14 protein-coding genes are annotated in these 15,187 nt (G+C 68.9%); 6 read left to right on the top strand and 8 right to left on the bottom strand.

Annotated features, from left to right (window positions below; genetic code table 11):
• Nucleotides 1-10: 10 nt before the first annotated feature.
• A complete protein-coding gene (gene sucB, locus A9W95_RS24305) occupies nucleotides 11-1,852 on the bottom strand; it encodes a 2-oxoglutarate dehydrogenase, E2 component, dihydrolipoamide succinyltransferase (protein ID WP_067418725.1) in 1,842 nt (613 codons plus the stop codon).
• 210 nt (nucleotides 1,853-2,062) lie between these two features.
• Between sucB and A9W95_RS24300 the strand changes: the two genes are divergently transcribed.
• Nucleotides 2,063-3,844, top strand: a complete 1,782-nt coding sequence (locus tag A9W95_RS24300) for an SDR family oxidoreductase (RefSeq protein ID WP_067418723.1) — start codon at nucleotides 2,063-2,065, stop codon at nucleotides 3,842-3,844.
• A 2-nt stretch (nucleotides 3,845-3,846) separates the two neighbouring features.
• Here the strand turns inward: A9W95_RS24300 and A9W95_RS24295 are convergent, their stop codons facing one another.
• Nucleotides 3,847-4,203, bottom strand: a complete 357-nt coding sequence (locus tag A9W95_RS24295; protein ID WP_067418721.1) for an aminopeptidase — start codon at nucleotides 4,201-4,203, stop codon at nucleotides 3,847-3,849.
• 165 nt (nucleotides 4,204-4,368) lie between these two features.
• Here A9W95_RS24295 and A9W95_RS24290 point away from each other — a divergent pair, with 165 nt between their 5' ends.
• A complete protein-coding gene (locus tag A9W95_RS24290) occupies nucleotides 4,369-4,833 on the top strand; it encodes an SRPBCC family protein (protein WP_067418719.1) in 465 nt (154 codons plus the stop codon).
• On the top strand, nucleotides 4,833-6,428 hold the full coding sequence (locus tag A9W95_RS24285) for an NAD(P)/FAD-dependent oxidoreductase (RefSeq protein WP_067418718.1): 1,596 nt from the start codon (nucleotides 4,833-4,835) through the stop codon (nucleotides 6,426-6,428). Before A9W95_RS24290 ends, A9W95_RS24285 begins: the two co-directional genes overlap by 1 nt.
• A gap of 5 nt (nucleotides 6,429-6,433) precedes the next feature.
• Here A9W95_RS24285 and A9W95_RS24280 read toward each other — a convergent pair whose 3' ends face one another.
• Nucleotides 6,434-7,981 (bottom strand): leucyl aminopeptidase, encoded by a 1,548-nt coding sequence (locus A9W95_RS24280; RefSeq protein ID WP_067418716.1) that lies wholly within the window; start codon nucleotides 7,979-7,981, stop codon nucleotides 6,434-6,436.
• A gap of 20 nt (nucleotides 7,982-8,001) precedes the next feature.
• The gene (locus A9W95_RS24275; protein ID WP_067418715.1) at nucleotides 8,002-9,105 is read right to left on the bottom strand and encodes an adenylate/guanylate cyclase domain-containing protein; all 1,104 of its coding nucleotides are present in this window, start codon (nucleotides 9,103-9,105) and stop codon (nucleotides 8,002-8,004) included.
• A gap of 45 nt (nucleotides 9,106-9,150) precedes the next feature.
• On the opposite strand from A9W95_RS24275, the gene gcvT reads away from it, so the two are divergent.
• Both gcvT and A9W95_RS24265 read left to right on the top strand, forming a co-directional pair.
• A complete protein-coding gene (gene gcvT, locus A9W95_RS24270) occupies nucleotides 9,151-10,254 on the top strand; it encodes a glycine cleavage system aminomethyltransferase GcvT (RefSeq protein WP_067418713.1) in 1,104 nt (367 codons plus the stop codon).
• A 54-nt stretch (nucleotides 10,255-10,308) separates the two neighbouring features.
• The gene (locus A9W95_RS24265) at nucleotides 10,309-11,415 is read left to right on the top strand and encodes a branched-chain amino acid aminotransferase (protein ID WP_067418711.1); all 1,107 of its coding nucleotides are present in this window, start codon (nucleotides 10,309-10,311) and stop codon (nucleotides 11,413-11,415) included.
• A gap of 92 nt (nucleotides 11,416-11,507) precedes the next feature.
• On the opposite strand, the gene A9W95_RS24260 is transcribed toward A9W95_RS24265, so the two are convergent.
• Genes A9W95_RS24260 through A9W95_RS24245 form a run of 4 tightly spaced genes read right to left on the bottom strand, consistent with a single transcriptional unit; the run spans nucleotide 11,508 to nucleotide 14,434 of the window.
• Nucleotides 11,508-12,245 carry an adenosylcobinamide-GDP ribazoletransferase gene (locus tag A9W95_RS24260; protein ID WP_067418710.1) on the bottom strand — a complete coding sequence of 246 codons (738 nt, stop codon included), beginning with the start codon at nucleotides 12,243-12,245 and terminating at the stop codon, nucleotides 11,508-11,510.
• Nucleotides 12,245-13,294 carry a nicotinate-nucleotide--dimethylbenzimidazole phosphoribosyltransferase gene (cobT, locus tag A9W95_RS24255; protein WP_067418708.1) on the bottom strand — a complete coding sequence of 350 codons (1,050 nt, stop codon included), beginning with the start codon at nucleotides 13,292-13,294 and terminating at the stop codon, nucleotides 12,245-12,247. The genes A9W95_RS24260 and cobT overlap by 1 nt, the downstream gene beginning before the upstream one ends.
• Nucleotides 13,291-13,842 carry a bifunctional adenosylcobinamide kinase/adenosylcobinamide-phosphate guanylyltransferase gene (locus A9W95_RS24250; protein WP_067418706.1) on the bottom strand — a complete coding sequence of 184 codons (552 nt, stop codon included), beginning with the start codon at nucleotides 13,840-13,842 and terminating at the stop codon, nucleotides 13,291-13,293. Before A9W95_RS24250 ends, cobT begins: the two co-directional genes overlap by 4 nt.
• On the bottom strand, nucleotides 13,832-14,434 hold the full coding sequence (locus A9W95_RS24245; protein ID WP_371328116.1) for a DUF3043 domain-containing protein: 603 nt from the start codon (nucleotides 14,432-14,434) through the stop codon (nucleotides 13,832-13,834). Before A9W95_RS24245 ends, A9W95_RS24250 begins: the two co-directional genes overlap by 11 nt.
• Nucleotides 14,435-14,662: 228 nt before the next feature.
• On the opposite strand from A9W95_RS24245, the gene A9W95_RS24240 reads away from it, so the two are divergent.
• Nucleotides 14,663-15,187: glycerate kinase (locus tag A9W95_RS24240; RefSeq protein WP_172826715.1), on the top strand; the 525-nt coding region annotated here is incomplete at its 3' end.

The following is a 15,187-nucleotide window of genomic DNA, read 5'->3' as shown; positions in this document are numbered from 1 at the left end:
AGAAGCCTTCCTAAAGCCCTAGATCGGCCTCGAAAGCTCCCTCTTCAAGGCGGTGCTTGATGGTGGTGAGGAAACGTCCGGCGTCGGCGCCGTCGATCAGGCGATGGTCATAAGTCAGGGGCAGGTAGCAAACCGAACGCACGCCGATCGACTCGTTGCCGAATTCGTCGACGATCACCCGCGGCCGGCGCACGATGGCCCCGGTGCCCAACATGGCGGCCTGCGGCGGCACCAGAATCGGGGTGTCGAACAACGCGCCCTGACTGCCGATATTGGTGATCGTGAACGTGCCGCCGGAGAGTTCGTCCGGCTTGAGCTTGTTGGACCGGGCACGCGCGGCGATGTCGGCGATGGCCCGGGCCAACCCGGCCAGCGACAAGTCGCCGGCGTTGTGGATCACGGGGGAGAGCAGGCCTTGCTCGGTGTCCACCGCGAAACCGAGGTGCTCGGCGTCGTAGTAGGTGATCTCCTTGGAGTCCTCGTTGTAGCTGGCGTTGACGTTGGGATGAACCTTCAGCGCGTCGATCACCGCTCTGGCGATGAACGGCAGATACGTCAGGTTCACCCCTTCGCGCTCGGCGAAGGCGGTTTTGGCTTTAGCCCGCAACGACACGATCTTGGTCATGTCGACCTCGTGGGTCTGGGTGAGCTGTGCCGTGGCTTGCAGCGACTCTCGGGTCTTGGCCGCGGTGATCTGCCGGATCCGGGTCGCCTTCTGGGTGGTGCCCCGCAGGTGCGCCAGCGAGGGTGATGGCGAGGGGGCGGCGGCAGCGGGCGCCTTGGCCGCGGGTGCGGCGGCCTGGGACTGCGCTGCTGGGGCCGGTGCTTGTTCTTTCTGCTGCTTCTTCTCTTCGGCGGCGGCCAGCACGTCCTGCTTGCGGATGCGTCCACCGACTCCGGTGCCGGTCACCTCGGCCAGGTCAATGTTGTTCTCCGCGGCCAGCTTTCGCACCAACGGAGTGACATACGGCGCACCGTCGCCCTGGCCGGACGGCTGCCCCTGATCTGGCTCGGGCTTGGGCGAGGGCTTTTCTTCGGCTTGCGGCTTGGGCTCCGGCTTGGGCTCCGGTTTCGGTCCCGGCGTGGGTTCCGGCTTCTTCTCGGCCTTGGGCTCCGGTTCGGGTTCCGGTTCGGGCTCCGGTTTGGCCTCCGGTTCGGGCTTGGGCTCGGGCTGGGAGTCGCCGCCGGCTTGTGCCCCGGACCCGATGCGGGCCAATTCCCCGCCCACCTGCACCACGTCGTCTTCTTCGGCGGTGATGCTTTGCAACACTCCGGCCACCGGCGAGGGAATCTCGGTGTCCACCTTGTCGGTGGACACTTCCACCAGCGCCTCGTCGACCTCGACGGTATCGCCCACCTTCTTCAGCCAGCGGGTGACCGTCCCTTCCGTCACCGACTCGCCCAACTCGGGCATCAGGACGGGCGTCGAGTCACCGCCGCCGCCGGCACCACCGGACTTCGCCTGGGGCGCCGGTTCTGGCTCGGGCTCGCGGTCGGGTTCGGGTTCGGGCTCTGGCTCTGGCTCTGGCTCGGCTTGTTGCTCGGCCGGGGCCTGCTCGCCGCTGTCCTGCTGACCGGAGTCGCCCGTGCCGTCACCGCCGTCGTTGCTGTCCTCGGAGTCACCGATGACGGCGAGTTCACCGCCCACCTCCACCGTGTCGTCCTCTTGGGCGACGATCTTGGTCAGCACACCCGCGGCCGGCGACGGGATCTCGGTGTCGACCTTGTCCGTGGACACTTCCACCAGAGGCTCGTCGACTTCGACCGTGTCGCCTTCTTGCTTGAGCCAGCGGGTGACCGTTCCCTCGGTGACGCTCTCACCAAGTGCCGGCATCTGGACTGAGAAGGCCATCGTTATTGACTCCTGGATCGGTCGTCGGTCGGCACACGTCGATCTCTGGCTTACCACACCATGATGAAGCTGGCGGGAAACCCATTTGATGTCGAAACTATCCTGTCACCGCATTTTTGTCGGCACACAGCCAGGGCCAGCTGGCCGTCGGAGCCCCTTGCTACGGTGTGCCCACTGAGAGCCCAGCAAAGCGCGGCAGTCGGAGGTTTGATGTCGGCAACTACACAGGCGCCCCAGCGGTTCGTCGACAGCCAGGACGGGGTCCGCATCGCGGTCTACGAGGAAGGCAACCCCGAGGGGCCGACCGTCGTGCTGGTCCACGGGTGGCCGGACTCGCACGTGTTGTGGGACGGCGTCGTTCCGCTGTTGGCCGAGCGGTTCCGGATCGTCCGCTACGACAATCGCGGCGTCGGCTTCTCGTCGGTGCCCAAACCGGTGTCCGCCTACGCCATGGCTCGATTTGCCGACGACTTCGCGGCGGTCATCGGCGAGCTGAGCCCCGGCCGGCCCGTGCACGTGCTGGCCCACGACTGGGGATCGGTGGGGGTTTGGGAGTACCTGAGCCGGCCCGGCGCCAGCGACCGGGTCGCGGCGTTCACTTCCGTGTCCGGGCCGAGCCATGAGCAGCTGGCCGATTACATCTTCAGCGGTCTGCGGCGGCCGTGGCGCCCGCGACGGTTCGCCCGCTCACTCTCCCAGGCTTTGCGGCTGAGCTATATGGCGTTGTTCTCCATACCAGTGCTGGCGCCGCTGTTGCTGCGCTTGGCGCTGTCGGTGCCCGGCGTACGGCGCGGCATCGTCGACAACATCCCCGTCGAGCAGATTCACCATTCCGACAAGCTGGCGCGCGACGCCGCTCAATCGGTTAAGACATACCCCGCCAACTACTTCCGCACCTTCTCGGCAAGCTGGCGCCGCCGGGGCGTGCACATCGTCGACGTGCCGGTGCAGCTGATCGTTAACACCCAGGACCAGTACGTGCGGCCCTACGGCTACGACGAGACGGCCCGTTGGGTGCCGCGACTGTGGCGGCGCGACATTCGCGCCGGACACTTCTCACCGATGTCGCACCCGCAGGTGATGGCGGCCGCCGTGCACGATTTCGCCGACCTCGCCGAAGACAGACAGCCCAGCCGTGCGCTGCTGCGCGCCCAGGTCGGCCGCCCCCGCGCCCGGTTCGGGGACACCCTGGTGTCAGTCACCGGGGCCGGCAGCGGCATCGGTCGCGAGACCGCGCTGGCGTTCGCGCGGGATGGGGCCGAAGTCGTGATCAGCGATATCGACGAAGCCACCGTCAAGGAGACCGCCGCCGAGATCGCCGTGCGCGGCGGCGTGGCCCACCCCTATGTGCTCGACGTGTCGGACGCCGACGCGGTCGAGGCCTTCGCCGAGCGGGTCAGCGCCGAACACGGAGTGCCCGACATCGTCGTCAACAACGCCGGCATCGGCCAGGCGGGCGCTTTCCTGGACATCCCGGCCGACCAGTTCGACCGGGTGCTGGACATCAACCTCGGCGGCGTGGTCAACGGCTGCCGCTCGTTCGGACGCCGCATGGTCGAACGCGGGACCGGCGGGCACATTGTCAATGTGTCGTCCATGGCTGCCTATGCGCCGCTGCAGTCGCTGAGCGCCTACTGCACCTCCAAAGCGGCGACGTTCATGTTCTCCGACTGCTTACGCGCCGAACTCGACGCCGCCGGGGTGGGCCTGACCACCATCTGCCCCGGGGTCATCAACACCAACATCATCCAGACCACGGCGTTTCACGCCCGCCGCGGCAACGACGACGCCGTCGAAGGACGCCAGGGCCAGCTACAGAAGATGTTCGCCCTGCGCCGCTACGGGCCGGACAAAGTGGCCGACGCCATCGTCTCGTCGGTCGAGAAGAACAAGCCGATCCGGCCGGTGACCTTCGAGGCGTATGCGTTGTACGGCATCTCCCGCGTGCTGCCCCAAGCGCTGCGCAGCACCGCGCGCATGCGGGTGATCTGACGTCAGACGCCTCTGGGGGCGCGGGTGCCGACCCCGTCGGTGCGCCGCAGCAGCAGTGTCGCCCCGATCCCGACGATCCCGATGACCGCCAGCGGGATGGTCCAGGTCCTGCGGCCCGACACCGCGGACTCGCACTGCGCCACGTAGTCGGTATGCGGGACGACCTGGTTGAGGATCGGGATGTTGGCCCCGTTCTTGTCGTTGGCGTTGCGCGCCGACGACAAATCCTCGGCAAGCCCGTTTCCGCAGGACACCGACCCGCCGTTGCTGTTGTCGACCGTCACCGGAACCAACAACCCAATCACGCCGACCAGCAGAAGCACGGCGCTCACAGCAAGGATCAACCGTCGCACAGTCACAGTTCGGCCTTTCCCCAGTGGACATTCGGACGGTGAATTTAGTAACCGCGGCGGTCCTCGGCTAAACGCCGCGGCGTGGTCAGCCACTTAACCGGCGCGGCGGCGTACTAGTTTCGCCCGGCGCGGGTACCCCCGCGAGAAGAATCCTCGCCTGAAAGGACCCTCATGTCGGTGACCGAAACATTGATCGCCACCCGTGACGTGGCGACATCTCGCCAAAACGTGTGGGATGTGATGGCCAATGGCTGGACGTACTCGCAGTGGGTGGTCGGCAACAGCCGCACCCGCGCCGTCGATCCGAATTGGCCGGAACCGGGCTCAGAGATCAGACACTCGATCGGGGTGTGGCCGTTGCTGATCGACGACAAGACCGTGGTCGAAAGTTGCACACCCGGTGAGGAACTCGTTTTGCACGCGCGCGGCGGACTTGCCGGCGGTGCACGTATCACGCTGCGGCTGAGCGACATTCCCGAAGGATGCCGGGTCGAGATGATCGAGGTGCCCGCGTCGGGCCCGGGCAGTCTGATTCCCAATCGCCTCGCACTGGCCGCGGTGTATCCCCGCAACCGGGAATGCCTGTGGCGCCTGGCCGCACTCGCCGAACGGCTCAACCCCAGTCAGGTCAAATAGTGGGGTCTGCCGACGCCGTCGACGCGGTCGTCATCGGCGCCGGACACAACGGCCTGGTGGCCGCGGCGATGCTGGCCGACGCGGGGTGGGACGTGGTGGTCCTCGAAGCGCAACCCGAACCGGGTGGTGCGGTGCGCAGCGCCGAACTGGCGCCGGGTTACATCACCGACCTGTTCAGCTCCTTCTACCCGATGACGATCGCGTCGCCGGCGATCGGCGCGCTGCATTTGGAACACCACGGCCTGCGGTGGTCGCACGCGCCGTCGGTGGTGGGCCATCCGCGCCATCCCGGCGACGACGACCCACCGGTCATCTATCACGACCCGGCTCGCACCGCCGCGGAGTTCGAACGTCGCCAGCCCGGTGACGGTGAGAACTGGCTGAGCCTGGTCGAATTGTGGGACAAAGTCAAAGAGCCACTGCTGCATGCCATTTTGGCGCCCTTCCCGCCGGTCGGGCCGCTGACGCAGCTGTTGACCAAGCTCGGCACCGCCGAAGCGTTGCGGTTGGCGAATCTGCTTGTGCAACCGGCCAATACCCTGGCGCAGCGGTTGTTCGTCGGCGACGCACCACGAGTGATGTTGTTGGGCAACGCCATGCACGCCGACATCCCGCTCGACGCGCCGGGCAGCGGCGTGATGGGACTGCTGATGTCGATGATGGCCCAAGACCTCGGTTGGCCGGTGCCGGTCGGTGGAGCCGGGCAGTTGACGGCGGCCCTGGTGAACCGCGTCCAATCGGCGGGCGGGCAAATCGAATGCAACCAGAACGTCGCTCGCATCCAGGTCAGCGGCGGCCGGGCGGTCGGGGTGACGACAACCGCCGGGCGAACGCTCAGGGCGCGCCGCGCCGTCGTCGCCGACGTCACGGCGCCGCGCTTGTTCTGCGAGATGCTGCCGCGCGATGCGCTGCCCAGCGGCATGCGGCACGACCTCGAGCACTTCCTGTGGGATCCGCCGGTGGTGAAGGTCAACTATGCGCTCGACGGCCCCGTGCCGTGGCGGGCCGAGAGCTTGCACAGCGTGGGCACCGTTCACCTGGGCGCCGACGGGGACGGCCTGGTCCGGTGGATGGCCGACGTCAACACCAAGGTGTTACCGAAAAGCCCGTTCATGCTGCTGGGCCAAACCACTACGGCGGACCCCAGCAGGTCGCCCGAAGGCACCGAAAGTGTTTGGGCCTACACACATTTGCCCCGCAGCATCGACGACGACGCCTCGGCCGAGCGACTCTCTGAATCGATGGACGAGGTCATCGAAGCCCATGCGCCCGGCTTCGGCTCCCGGGTGGTCGACCGGTTCCTGCAACGCCCGTCGGACCTGGAAGCCAGCGACGCCAACCTGCATCGCGGATCGCTCAACGGAGGCACCGCTCAACTGCAACAGATGCTGATCTTCCGGCCGGTGCCGGGCATGGGCCGACCCGAAACCCCGGTGGAGGGACTCTTTTTGGCCAGTGCCTCGGCCACCCCGGGCGGGTCGGTGCACGGCGCGTGCGGGCGCAACGCCGCCAACGCCGCGCTGCGCGCCGGCGGGCTGACCGGCTGGCCGCGACGCAAGCTGCGTCGAGCCGTGCTGTCGATGCTGACCCGCTGAGGCGCTTAGCCGTTTGCGGCGATGTCTTCCAACACCGCGAACATGGTGCGGGTCGGCACGCCGGTGGCGCCCTTGGGCGTGTACCCCCACGGGCTGCCGGTGTTGTACGCCGGGCCGGCCACGTCGATGTGCGCCCAGGCCACCCCGTCGGCGACGAACTCGCGCAGGAACACCCCGGCCACCAGCATGCCGGCGTAGCGTTGCCCGCTGATGTTGGACAGGTCGGCCACGGTCGACTTCAGATCGTCCTTGAGCTCGTCGGGCAGCGGCATGGGCCAACCGTTTTCGCCGACTCGCTGGGAGATGGCCGCAACCCGATCGCGGAACTCGTCGCTGCCCATCACCCCAGGAATGCGGGCGCCCAACGCGACGGTTTGCGCGCCGGTCAGGGTAGAAGTTTCGATCAGGTAGTCGGGATTGTCTTCACACGCCCGCACGATCGCGTCGGCCAGGATCAGCCGGCCCTCCGCGTCGGTGTTCTGCACCTCGACGGTGATGCCGCCGTACTGGGTCAACACGTCGCCCGGCCGCTGCGCGGTCGCCGAGGGCATGTTCTCGGCCATCGGCACGGTCGCGATCACGTCGATGGGCAGGTCCAGTTGCGCGGCCAGCGTCACCGTGGCGATCACCGCGGCCGCCCCGCCCATGTCGGAGGTCATGTGGTGCATCCCCGCCGCCGGCTTGATGGAGATGCCGCCGGTGTCGAAGGTGATGCCCTTGCCGACCAACGCGACCTTCTTGGCCGGCTTGCCGCGCTTGGCCAGCCGCGAAGCACGATGGGTCAACCGAACCAGCCGCGGCGGCCGCGCGGATCCCTGCCCGACGCCGATCACCCCGCCGTAGCCACCCTTGGTCAACGCCTTGTCGTCGAGCACCTCCACCTGCAGCCCAACCGATTCGCCCAATGCCTTTGCGCGACGGGCGAATTCGGCGGGAAACAGGTGACTGGGTGGCGTGTTGACGAAGTCGCGGGCGGTGGCGACCGCGGTCGCGACGGCAGCGCCGTGCGCCACTTGCTTCTTGGCGTCTTTCGCCGAGCTCAGCACGGTGATCTTGCGCAGGCCAGCGTCTTTGGGCGCGGTCTTGGCGCTGCGGAACGCGGTGAAGCGGTAGCTGCCCAGGACGAGGCCCTCGACCGCGGCCGCAGCGACACCGTCTCCGGGCAGCTCGGTCAAGGTGGTGATCACCGCCTCGGCCGAGCCCAGCGAGCGGGCCGCCACACCGGCGGCGCGGCGGATGGTGTCCGCCGACCACTCCGGCCGGGGTTTGCCCAGGCCGACCGTGAGCACGCTCGAGACCGGCAGCGACGGCACCACCAGTCGGTGCACCTGCTCGGTGCCACCGGAGGCATCCAGCGCTCGCAGGCCGGCCTCGATCTCGGCGACAGCCTCGGCGGGCAGCAGCGAATCGGCCGTCGCGACGGCGGCACCTGACCGGTCGTCTTCACCGGTCGAGACCACCGGCACCAGCAATACCGAAGAACCTGCGCCCCGTTTGGGTAGCGATGTGGCGACGTTGACGGAGGGACTTTGGTAGAGCGGTTCAGCTGTCACGTGCAGTGAGCCTAGTCGGGCTAGCCAGCGGGGCCGGTGCGCAGGTCGAACACGTCGACCGGGGCGTCAAAACCCTTGAGCGTCATCGGCCCATACGCGGTCGCGGGCCGGTCCGGTAGTTCCTGGCGAAGCTGCGCGGCGGCCAGGATCTGACCCGGCGTGGCCGCCGCGACCAGTCGGGCCGCCAAGTTGACCGGGTTACCGAAATAGTCACCGTTGATGGCCAGCACGGTGCCGTAGCCGAGCCCCGCCCGCACCTGCAGGCCTTCGGCGCGGGCCTTGGGATGGTCGACCAGGTCCGTCGCCGCTTGCAGCAGCCGTTCCGGCGTTGGGCTGACCCACATCACCGCGTCGCCGATGAATTTGACCACCCGGCCGCCGTCGGCGTGCACCACATCGGCGACGGTGCCGCCGAACTCGTTGAGCAAGTCCGACAGCTGTGCCGGGGTCAGCATCTGCGTCAGTGCGGTGAAACCGGACAAGTCGGCGAACCCGATGCCGCAGACCACACTTGCCGAGGTGTCGCGCAGCACACCTTCGAAATGGGTACGGGCGCTGGTCAAGTGGTGACGATGCACGATGTCGATCAGCGCCCCGATCTTCGGCACGAACTCGGCGGCCGCGCGATACGCCTGCGCGGTGGCCAATTCGTCGTGCGTGTGGGTCATCTGAATGTCGGGCATCGCCGAGCGGATCATCGTGGACTCCGCCTCGGCGAGTCGGGCCATCGTCGCGCCGAGGACTCGCAACAACCCTGAGGCGCCGTCTTCGCCCATCACCGCCTTGAGCTGAACCCAGGTGGTCAGGGCGTCGACGTCGGCCTGGCTCAGCGCGGGTACGTCGGGACCGGCGATGGTCAGGCCCAGCAAGCCCCACGCATGCGCGAGTTCTTGGGCTGACTGGCCGAGGGCTTCGGCCGCGTCGCGCAGGGTGTAGGTCGGTCGCCCGGACCACTGCAGGACGTCGCCGGCCAGTCCGAAGAGCCGACCGCGGCGCTCGGCGTCGACCATCTCCTCGACCGTGAAGCCGAGCCCGTGCAGGTACTTGATCAGGTCGGCCCGCTCGCGCGGGTTGGCGATCCCGGCGGCTTCCAGCGCATCGAAGTCCTCTGCGGAGCCGGACACCTGCCTAAGTGTGCCAGCACCGGCGCTGGATTAGGGTGGGACGCCGTGAGCGAAGCGCCGCAGCTGCAGCAGGGACCGTTGGAAGATCGCCATCGTGAGTTGGGCGCCACCTTCGCCGAGTTCGGTGGCTGGCTGATGCCGGTCTCTTACGCGGGCACGGTGAGCGAGCACAACGCCACCCGCACCGCCGTCGGCCTGTTCGACGTCAGCCACCTCGGTAAAGCGCTGGTCCGCGGACCCGGCGCCGCGCAGTTCATCAATTCCGCGCTGACCAACGACCTCAACCGCATCGGGCCGGGCAAGGCCCAATACACGTTGTGCTGCACCGAATCCGGTGGGGTGATCGACGACTTGATCGCCTACTACGTCGCCGACGACGAGATCTTCCTGGTGCCCAACGCCGCCAACACCGCCGCGGTGGTCGGCGCGCTGCAAGCAGCCGCACCGGCCGACCTGACCGTCACTAACCTGCACCGCTCGTATGCCGTGCTGGCCGTGCAGGGGCCTCGGTCCGCGGACGTGCTGGCCGCGTTGGGGCTGCCCAGCGACATGGATTACATGGGCTTCGCCGACGCCAGCTTTTCGGGCGTGCCGGTGCGGGTCTGCCGTACCGGCTACACCGGCGAGCACGGCTACGAGCTGTTGCCGCCGTGGGAGTCCGCGGCTGTGGTGTTCGATGCGCTGGCAGCGGCGGTGACCGATGCCGGTGGCCAACCCGCCGGGCTGGGTGCCCGTGACACGCTGCGCACCGAGATGGGCTATCCGCTGCACGGGCACGAATTGGCCTTGGACATCTCGCCGCTGCAGGCGCGCTGCGGCTGGGCCATCGGCTGGAAGAAGGACGCGTTCTTCGGCCGAGAGGCGTTACTGGCCGAGAAGCAGACCGGGCCGACGCGGTTACTGCGGGGATTGCGGATGCTGGGCCGGGGAGTGTTGCGGCCGGGCATGACCGTGCTCGACGGGGACCAGGCGATCGGTGTCACCACGTCGGGAACTTTTTCTCCGACGCTGCAGGCCGGTATCGCGTTGGCGCTGATCGACACGGCGGCCGGTGTGCAGGACGGCCAGCAAATCACCGTCGACGTGCGTGGCCGCGCGGCCCCGTGCGAAGTGGTGCGCCCACCTTTCGTCACGTTGAAGACGCGCTAGTCCCGACATTGCGCGGCGAAAAACCGTTGGCGCACCGATATAGAATTGACCCCCATGACCAGCGGCTCCCTCGAGTTCTCGGTTTCGGCGTCGGATCATCCCGCCACCGAGGCGCAGCGGGTAGCGATCCTGGCGGACCCGGGGTTCGGCAAATACCACACCGATCACATGGTCTCGATCGATTACGTGGACGGCCGAGGCTGGCACAACGCCCGGGTCATCGCCTACGGCCCGATCGAACTGGACCCGTCGGCCATCGTGTTGCACTACGCGCAGGAAGTGTTCGAGGGCCTCAAGGCTTACCGCTGGGCGGACGGGTCGATTGTGTCGTTTCGCGCCGACGCCAATGCGGCCCGGTTGCGCTCCTCAGCACGCCGCTTGGCGATCCCGGAACTGCCCGACGAGGTGTTCCTGGAATCCCTGCGCCAGCTGATCGCGATCGATAAGGCGTGGGTGCCCAAGGCCGGCGGGGAAGAGGCGCTGTATCTGCGTCCGTTCATCATCGCCACCGAGCCCGGCTTGGGCGTGCGACCGGCCAAGGAGTACCGGTACCTGCTGATCGCCTCCCCGGCCGGCGCCTACTTCAAAGGCGGCATCAACCCGGTGACGGTCTGGATCTCAACGGAATTCGTGCGCGCCAGTCCGGGCGGCACCGGCGCGGCCAAGTTCGGCGGCAACTATGCCGCCTCGCTGCTGGCCCAGGCCCAAGCCGCCGAAAACGGTTGCGACCAAGTGGTTTGGCTGGACGGGGTGGAGCGCCGCTACGTCGAAGAGATGGGCGGCATGAACCTGTTCTTCGTGCTGGGCAGCGGCGGTTCGGCGCGCCTGGTCACTCCGGAATTGTCCGGCTCGCTGCTGCCCGGCATCACGCGAAATTCGTTGCTGCAGTTGGCTCTTGACGCCGGGTTCGCGGTCGAAGAACGCAAGATCGACATCGCCGAGTGGCAGAAGAAGGCGGCGTCGGGGGAGATCACGGAGGTGTTCGCGTGCGGCACCGCCGCCGTCATCACCCCGGTCGCCCAGGTGAAATACGGCGACGCGGAGTTCACCATCGCCGACGGTGAACCCGGTGAGGTGACGATGGCGCTGCGCGACACCCTCACCGGGATACAGCGGGGGACGTTCGCCGACACCCACGGTTGGATGTCGCGGCTCGGCTAGGCTCTCCTGCGCCGGCCCTCACGGCCGAGTGTGCGGCTAGCCGCACAGCGGGGCGCGAGTGTGCGGCCAGCCGCACACTCGGCGCCGGGACGCTACACCCGCACCAGCGCCGCCAGCACCACCGCGCACACTGTCGTCGTCAACTCGATGGCCGCACCCAACACGTCGCCGGTGACCCCGCCGAAGCGGCGCGCGCAGTGGGCGACCAGCACCGCCGCCACCGACACCGCCGCCACCACGGCAACCGGCCCCTGCCACAGCCGCGGCCCGGCCCATAGCGACACCGCCAGCAGCACCGCCAGCCAGCCCGCCACCACGGCCATCGGTTGGGTACCGGCGACCCGGGCGCCCGACGCGCTGCTCTCACCCGCCGGAACCGAACGGCGACACGCCAACACCGCGCTCACCCGCCCGGCGACCACGCTGACGGCGATCCCGGCCGTGGGGATCGTCGAAAAAGCCAAGCCCTGCAGTGCGATGACCAGCACCACGGCCGCCACCCCGAACGGCCCGCTGGGCCCGTCGCGCATCACGGCCAGGGCTCGCTGCGGCGGCCCGTAACAGCCCAGACCGTCGGCGGTGTCGGCGACACCGTCGATGTGCAGGCCGCGGGTCACCAACAGCAACACCGCCACCGCGAGCAATCCGGACAGCGCACTCGAGGGCCCGAACGCTTGGGCGCCGGCCCAGGTGACGGCCGCCGCCAGGGCGCCCAAGCCGGCCCCGACTACCGGCAGCGCGGTCATCGCGCCGCGACCCATCGGGGTGACTCGAGAACTAGGCACCGGCAGTACCGTCGCGAACGCGAAAGCCGTTGCCAGCCATCCCATTAGGACGAAGACCGGGTCGAGACCCCCGCCTCGGCGAAGGTAGCCATGCTGGACAGCGCCGCGACGGCGGCGCGCAGCACGGGCAAGGCGACCGCCGCGCCGGTGCCCTCGCCCAGCCGCATCCCGAGATCGAGAATCGGATCGAGTTGCAAGGCCGTGAGCGCCACGTGGTGACCGGGTTCGGTGGAGCGATGACCGGCCTGCCACCACTGCCGGGCCCCCGGCGCCAGGCGCTCGGCCACCAAAGCCGCGGCCGTCACCGCCATGCCGTCCAGGAGCAGCGGCGTGCGGCGCACCGCGGCCTGCGCACAGAATCCCGCCATCGCCGCCAGATCCGCGCCGCCGCAGCAGCGCAGCAACCCGACCGGGTCACCCCACAGCGGTCGCGCGCGAAACAGGGCGTCGCGCACCGCCGCGGTCTTGCGCGACCACCCTGCGTCGTCGACACCGGTGCCGAAACCCACCACCGCCACCGGTTCCTCGGAGGTCAGCGCGGCCACCAGCACCGCGGCCGGGGTGGTGTTGCCGATGCCCATGTCACCGGCGATGAGCAGATCTGCGCCCGCGTCGACCTCTTCGTCGGCGACCTGCTGGCCCGCGGCGATCGCCGCGGCGGTCTGCTCAGCGGTCAACGCGTCCTCGGTGGTGATGTCGCCGCTGCCGCGCCGCACCCGGTGCGCCGCGATCCGTTCCGACGCCGGCGCGGCGTCGACGGCCATGTCCACCACGCGCACGGTGGCGTCGGCGACACCGGCCAGCGCGCTGATCGCGGCGCCGCCGCTGTCGATGTTGGCGACCATCTGCGCGGTCACCTCGGGCGGATAGGCCGACACCCCGGACCTGACCACACCGTGGTCACCGGCGAACACCACCACTCGGGCCCGCTGGAACTGCTGCGGCGGGCACTGACCCTGGCAGGCGGCCGCCCACACCGACAGCTCCTCGAGCCGTCCCAGGGCGCCGCGCGGTTTGGTCAGCGTGTCCTGCCGGGCACGGGCGGCGGCTTCGGCGGCCAGGTCGGGCGGCGAGATGGGCGCGAAGCCGATCATGTCGGCTGCGGCTTGATCGGCACGGCCTGTCCCGCCACGACCAGCACCACCCGATCGCACAGCGCCGCGACCTGCTGGTTGAGGTCGCCCAACTCGTCGGCGAAACGGCGGCCGGAGGCCGTCGCCGGTACGACGGTCAGCCCTACTTCCGGGCTGACCAGCACCAGCGTCGACTCGAACGCGCGCACCGCGGCGAGCATCTCGTCGACGGGCGCGGCCACCGACCCGTCCGCCCAGCCGTGATGTCGGTCCAGCGTGCCGGTCAGCCAGGTGCCCAGATCGTCGACCAGGGTCGGGGTTCCAGGCGATTGGCGCAGTTCGGTCGTGATGTCGTCGGTCTCCACCGTCGCCCAGTGCTGGGGCCGACGGCTGCGGTGGGTGGTCACCCGTCGCTCCCAGTCGGTGTCGCCCGGCGCGGCCGGGCCGGAGGCCAGGTACCGAACCGGTTGGCCGGCCGGCACCGACTCGGTGATCACGTTCTCGGCCCAGCGGGACTTGCCCGACCTGATCCCGCCGAGCACTAGGGTGCGCGCAGCGCTAGCCGACATCGGCGCCGCGCTCGACTTGCGGCTTGGGGGAGCGCATGCGGCGCATCTGGGAGGCCCGGCCGGCGGCGTAGAGGCCCAGCTTCCAATGGCTTTCGGTGTTCTTGGGGAACTTGGCATCGACCAGCCTGCCGACTTTGCGGCCCAGGACGAGGCCGTCGATGGTCATGAACGCCATCAACACCAACATCGCCGGTGACATGTAGAACTGCACCTGCGGGACGGCGAACATGGCGAACAGCAACGCCAGCGCGGACGGCATGAACAGGCCCAGCACGTTGCGCCGGGCGTCGACGATGTCGCGCACGTAGCGCCGCACCGGGCCCTGGTCGCGCGGCAGCAGATAAGCCTCTTCGCCGGCCATCATGCGATCCCGGCGCTCGGTCATCCGGGCTCGGCTGGCGAGCCGCTCGGCTCGCCGTTCTTCGCGGCTGAGCTTGGGGCCGGCCAGCGACTTGCGCCGGGCCCGAGCCTCTGCGGCGGTCATCGGCGCCGGTACTACCGGGCCCTTCTTGTTCTTGCGGGCCTCGTTGCGCTTGGGGGTGGGACGGCCCTTGGGGCTGGTGCTGCGCGGGGCGCCGGACGCATCCACGATCTCGACGGGTGTGGGGGGCGCGTCGGCGCCCGGTTGAGTGCCCTTCTTACGGCCCAGCAGCTTCACAGTCGACAGGTTACTTCGCGGCTAGCTGAACGCCGGAAGTGCGCCACTATTACGCATGCGCCAGTAGTTGAATTGGACATACCCTGGCGAGTGATGAACGGCTCGCAGGCCTCGGACGATCCTGCCGGTGGCTTCGGGCCCGGCAGATTACAGCTGCCTGCGATGCGGGTGCTGGTGGCGCCGGATTGCTACGGCGACAGCCTGTCCGCGGTAGAAGCCGCCGCCGCCATCGCCACTGGTTGGACCCGGTCTCGGCCGGGTGACTCCTTCATCGTCGCGCCCCAGTCCGACGGCGGACCCGGGTTCGTCGAGGTGCTCGCCAGCAGGCTGGGGCGGCCCCGGCGGCTGCGCGTGTCCGGGCCGCTGGATGATCCGGTGGAGGCGGCGTGGGTCTTCGATCCCGGCTCGGCGACCGCTTACCTGGAGTGTGCGCAAGCGTGCGGGCTGGGGTTGCTGGGCGGGCCGCCGACGCCGGAGACGGCGATTGCCGCGCACAGCAAGGGAGTGGGCCAACTGATCGCCGCCGCGCTGCAGGCGGGCGCCAAGCGGGTCGTGGTCGGGCTGGGCGGCAGCGCCTGCACCGACGGCGGACGCGGAATGATCACCGAACTCGGCGGCCTGGACGAAGCCCGTAACCGGTTGGCCGAAGTGGAACTGATTGCCGCCTCGGATACCGAATATCCCCTG

The organism is Mycobacterium sp. 1423905.2 (genome assembly GCF_001673155.1).
Lineage (GTDB): Bacteria > Actinomycetota > Actinomycetes > Mycobacteriales > Mycobacteriaceae > Mycobacterium.
This window is presented reverse-complemented; position numbering and strand designations above follow the sequence as displayed.

Bases quoted from the DNA above. Each gene is read 5' to 3' on its own strand.
- sucB (WP_067418725.1), bottom strand. From the start codon at position 1,852: ATGGCCTTCTCAGTCCAGATGCCGGCACTTGGTGAGAGCGTCACCGAG.
- A9W95_RS24300 (WP_067418723.1), top strand. From the start codon at position 2,063: ATGTCGGCAACTACACAGGCGCCCCAGCGGTTCGTCGACAGCCAGGAC.
- A9W95_RS24290 (WP_067418719.1), top strand. From the start codon at position 4,369: ATGTCGGTGACCGAAACATTGATCGCCACCCGTGACGTGGCGACATCT.
- A9W95_RS24265 (WP_067418711.1), top strand. From the start codon at position 10,309: ATGACCAGCGGCTCCCTCGAGTTCTCGGTTTCGGCGTCGGATCATCCC.
- A9W95_RS24260 (WP_067418710.1), bottom strand. From the start codon at position 12,245: ATGGGATGGCTGGCAACGGCTTTCGCGTTCGCGACGGTACTGCCGGTG.
- cobT (WP_067418708.1), bottom strand. From the start codon at position 13,294: ATGATCGGCTTCGCGCCCATCTCGCCGCCCGACCTGGCCGCCGAAGCC.
- A9W95_RS24250 (WP_067418706.1), bottom strand. From the start codon at position 13,842: ATGTCGGCTAGCGCTGCGCGCACCCTAGTGCTCGGCGGGATCAGGTCG.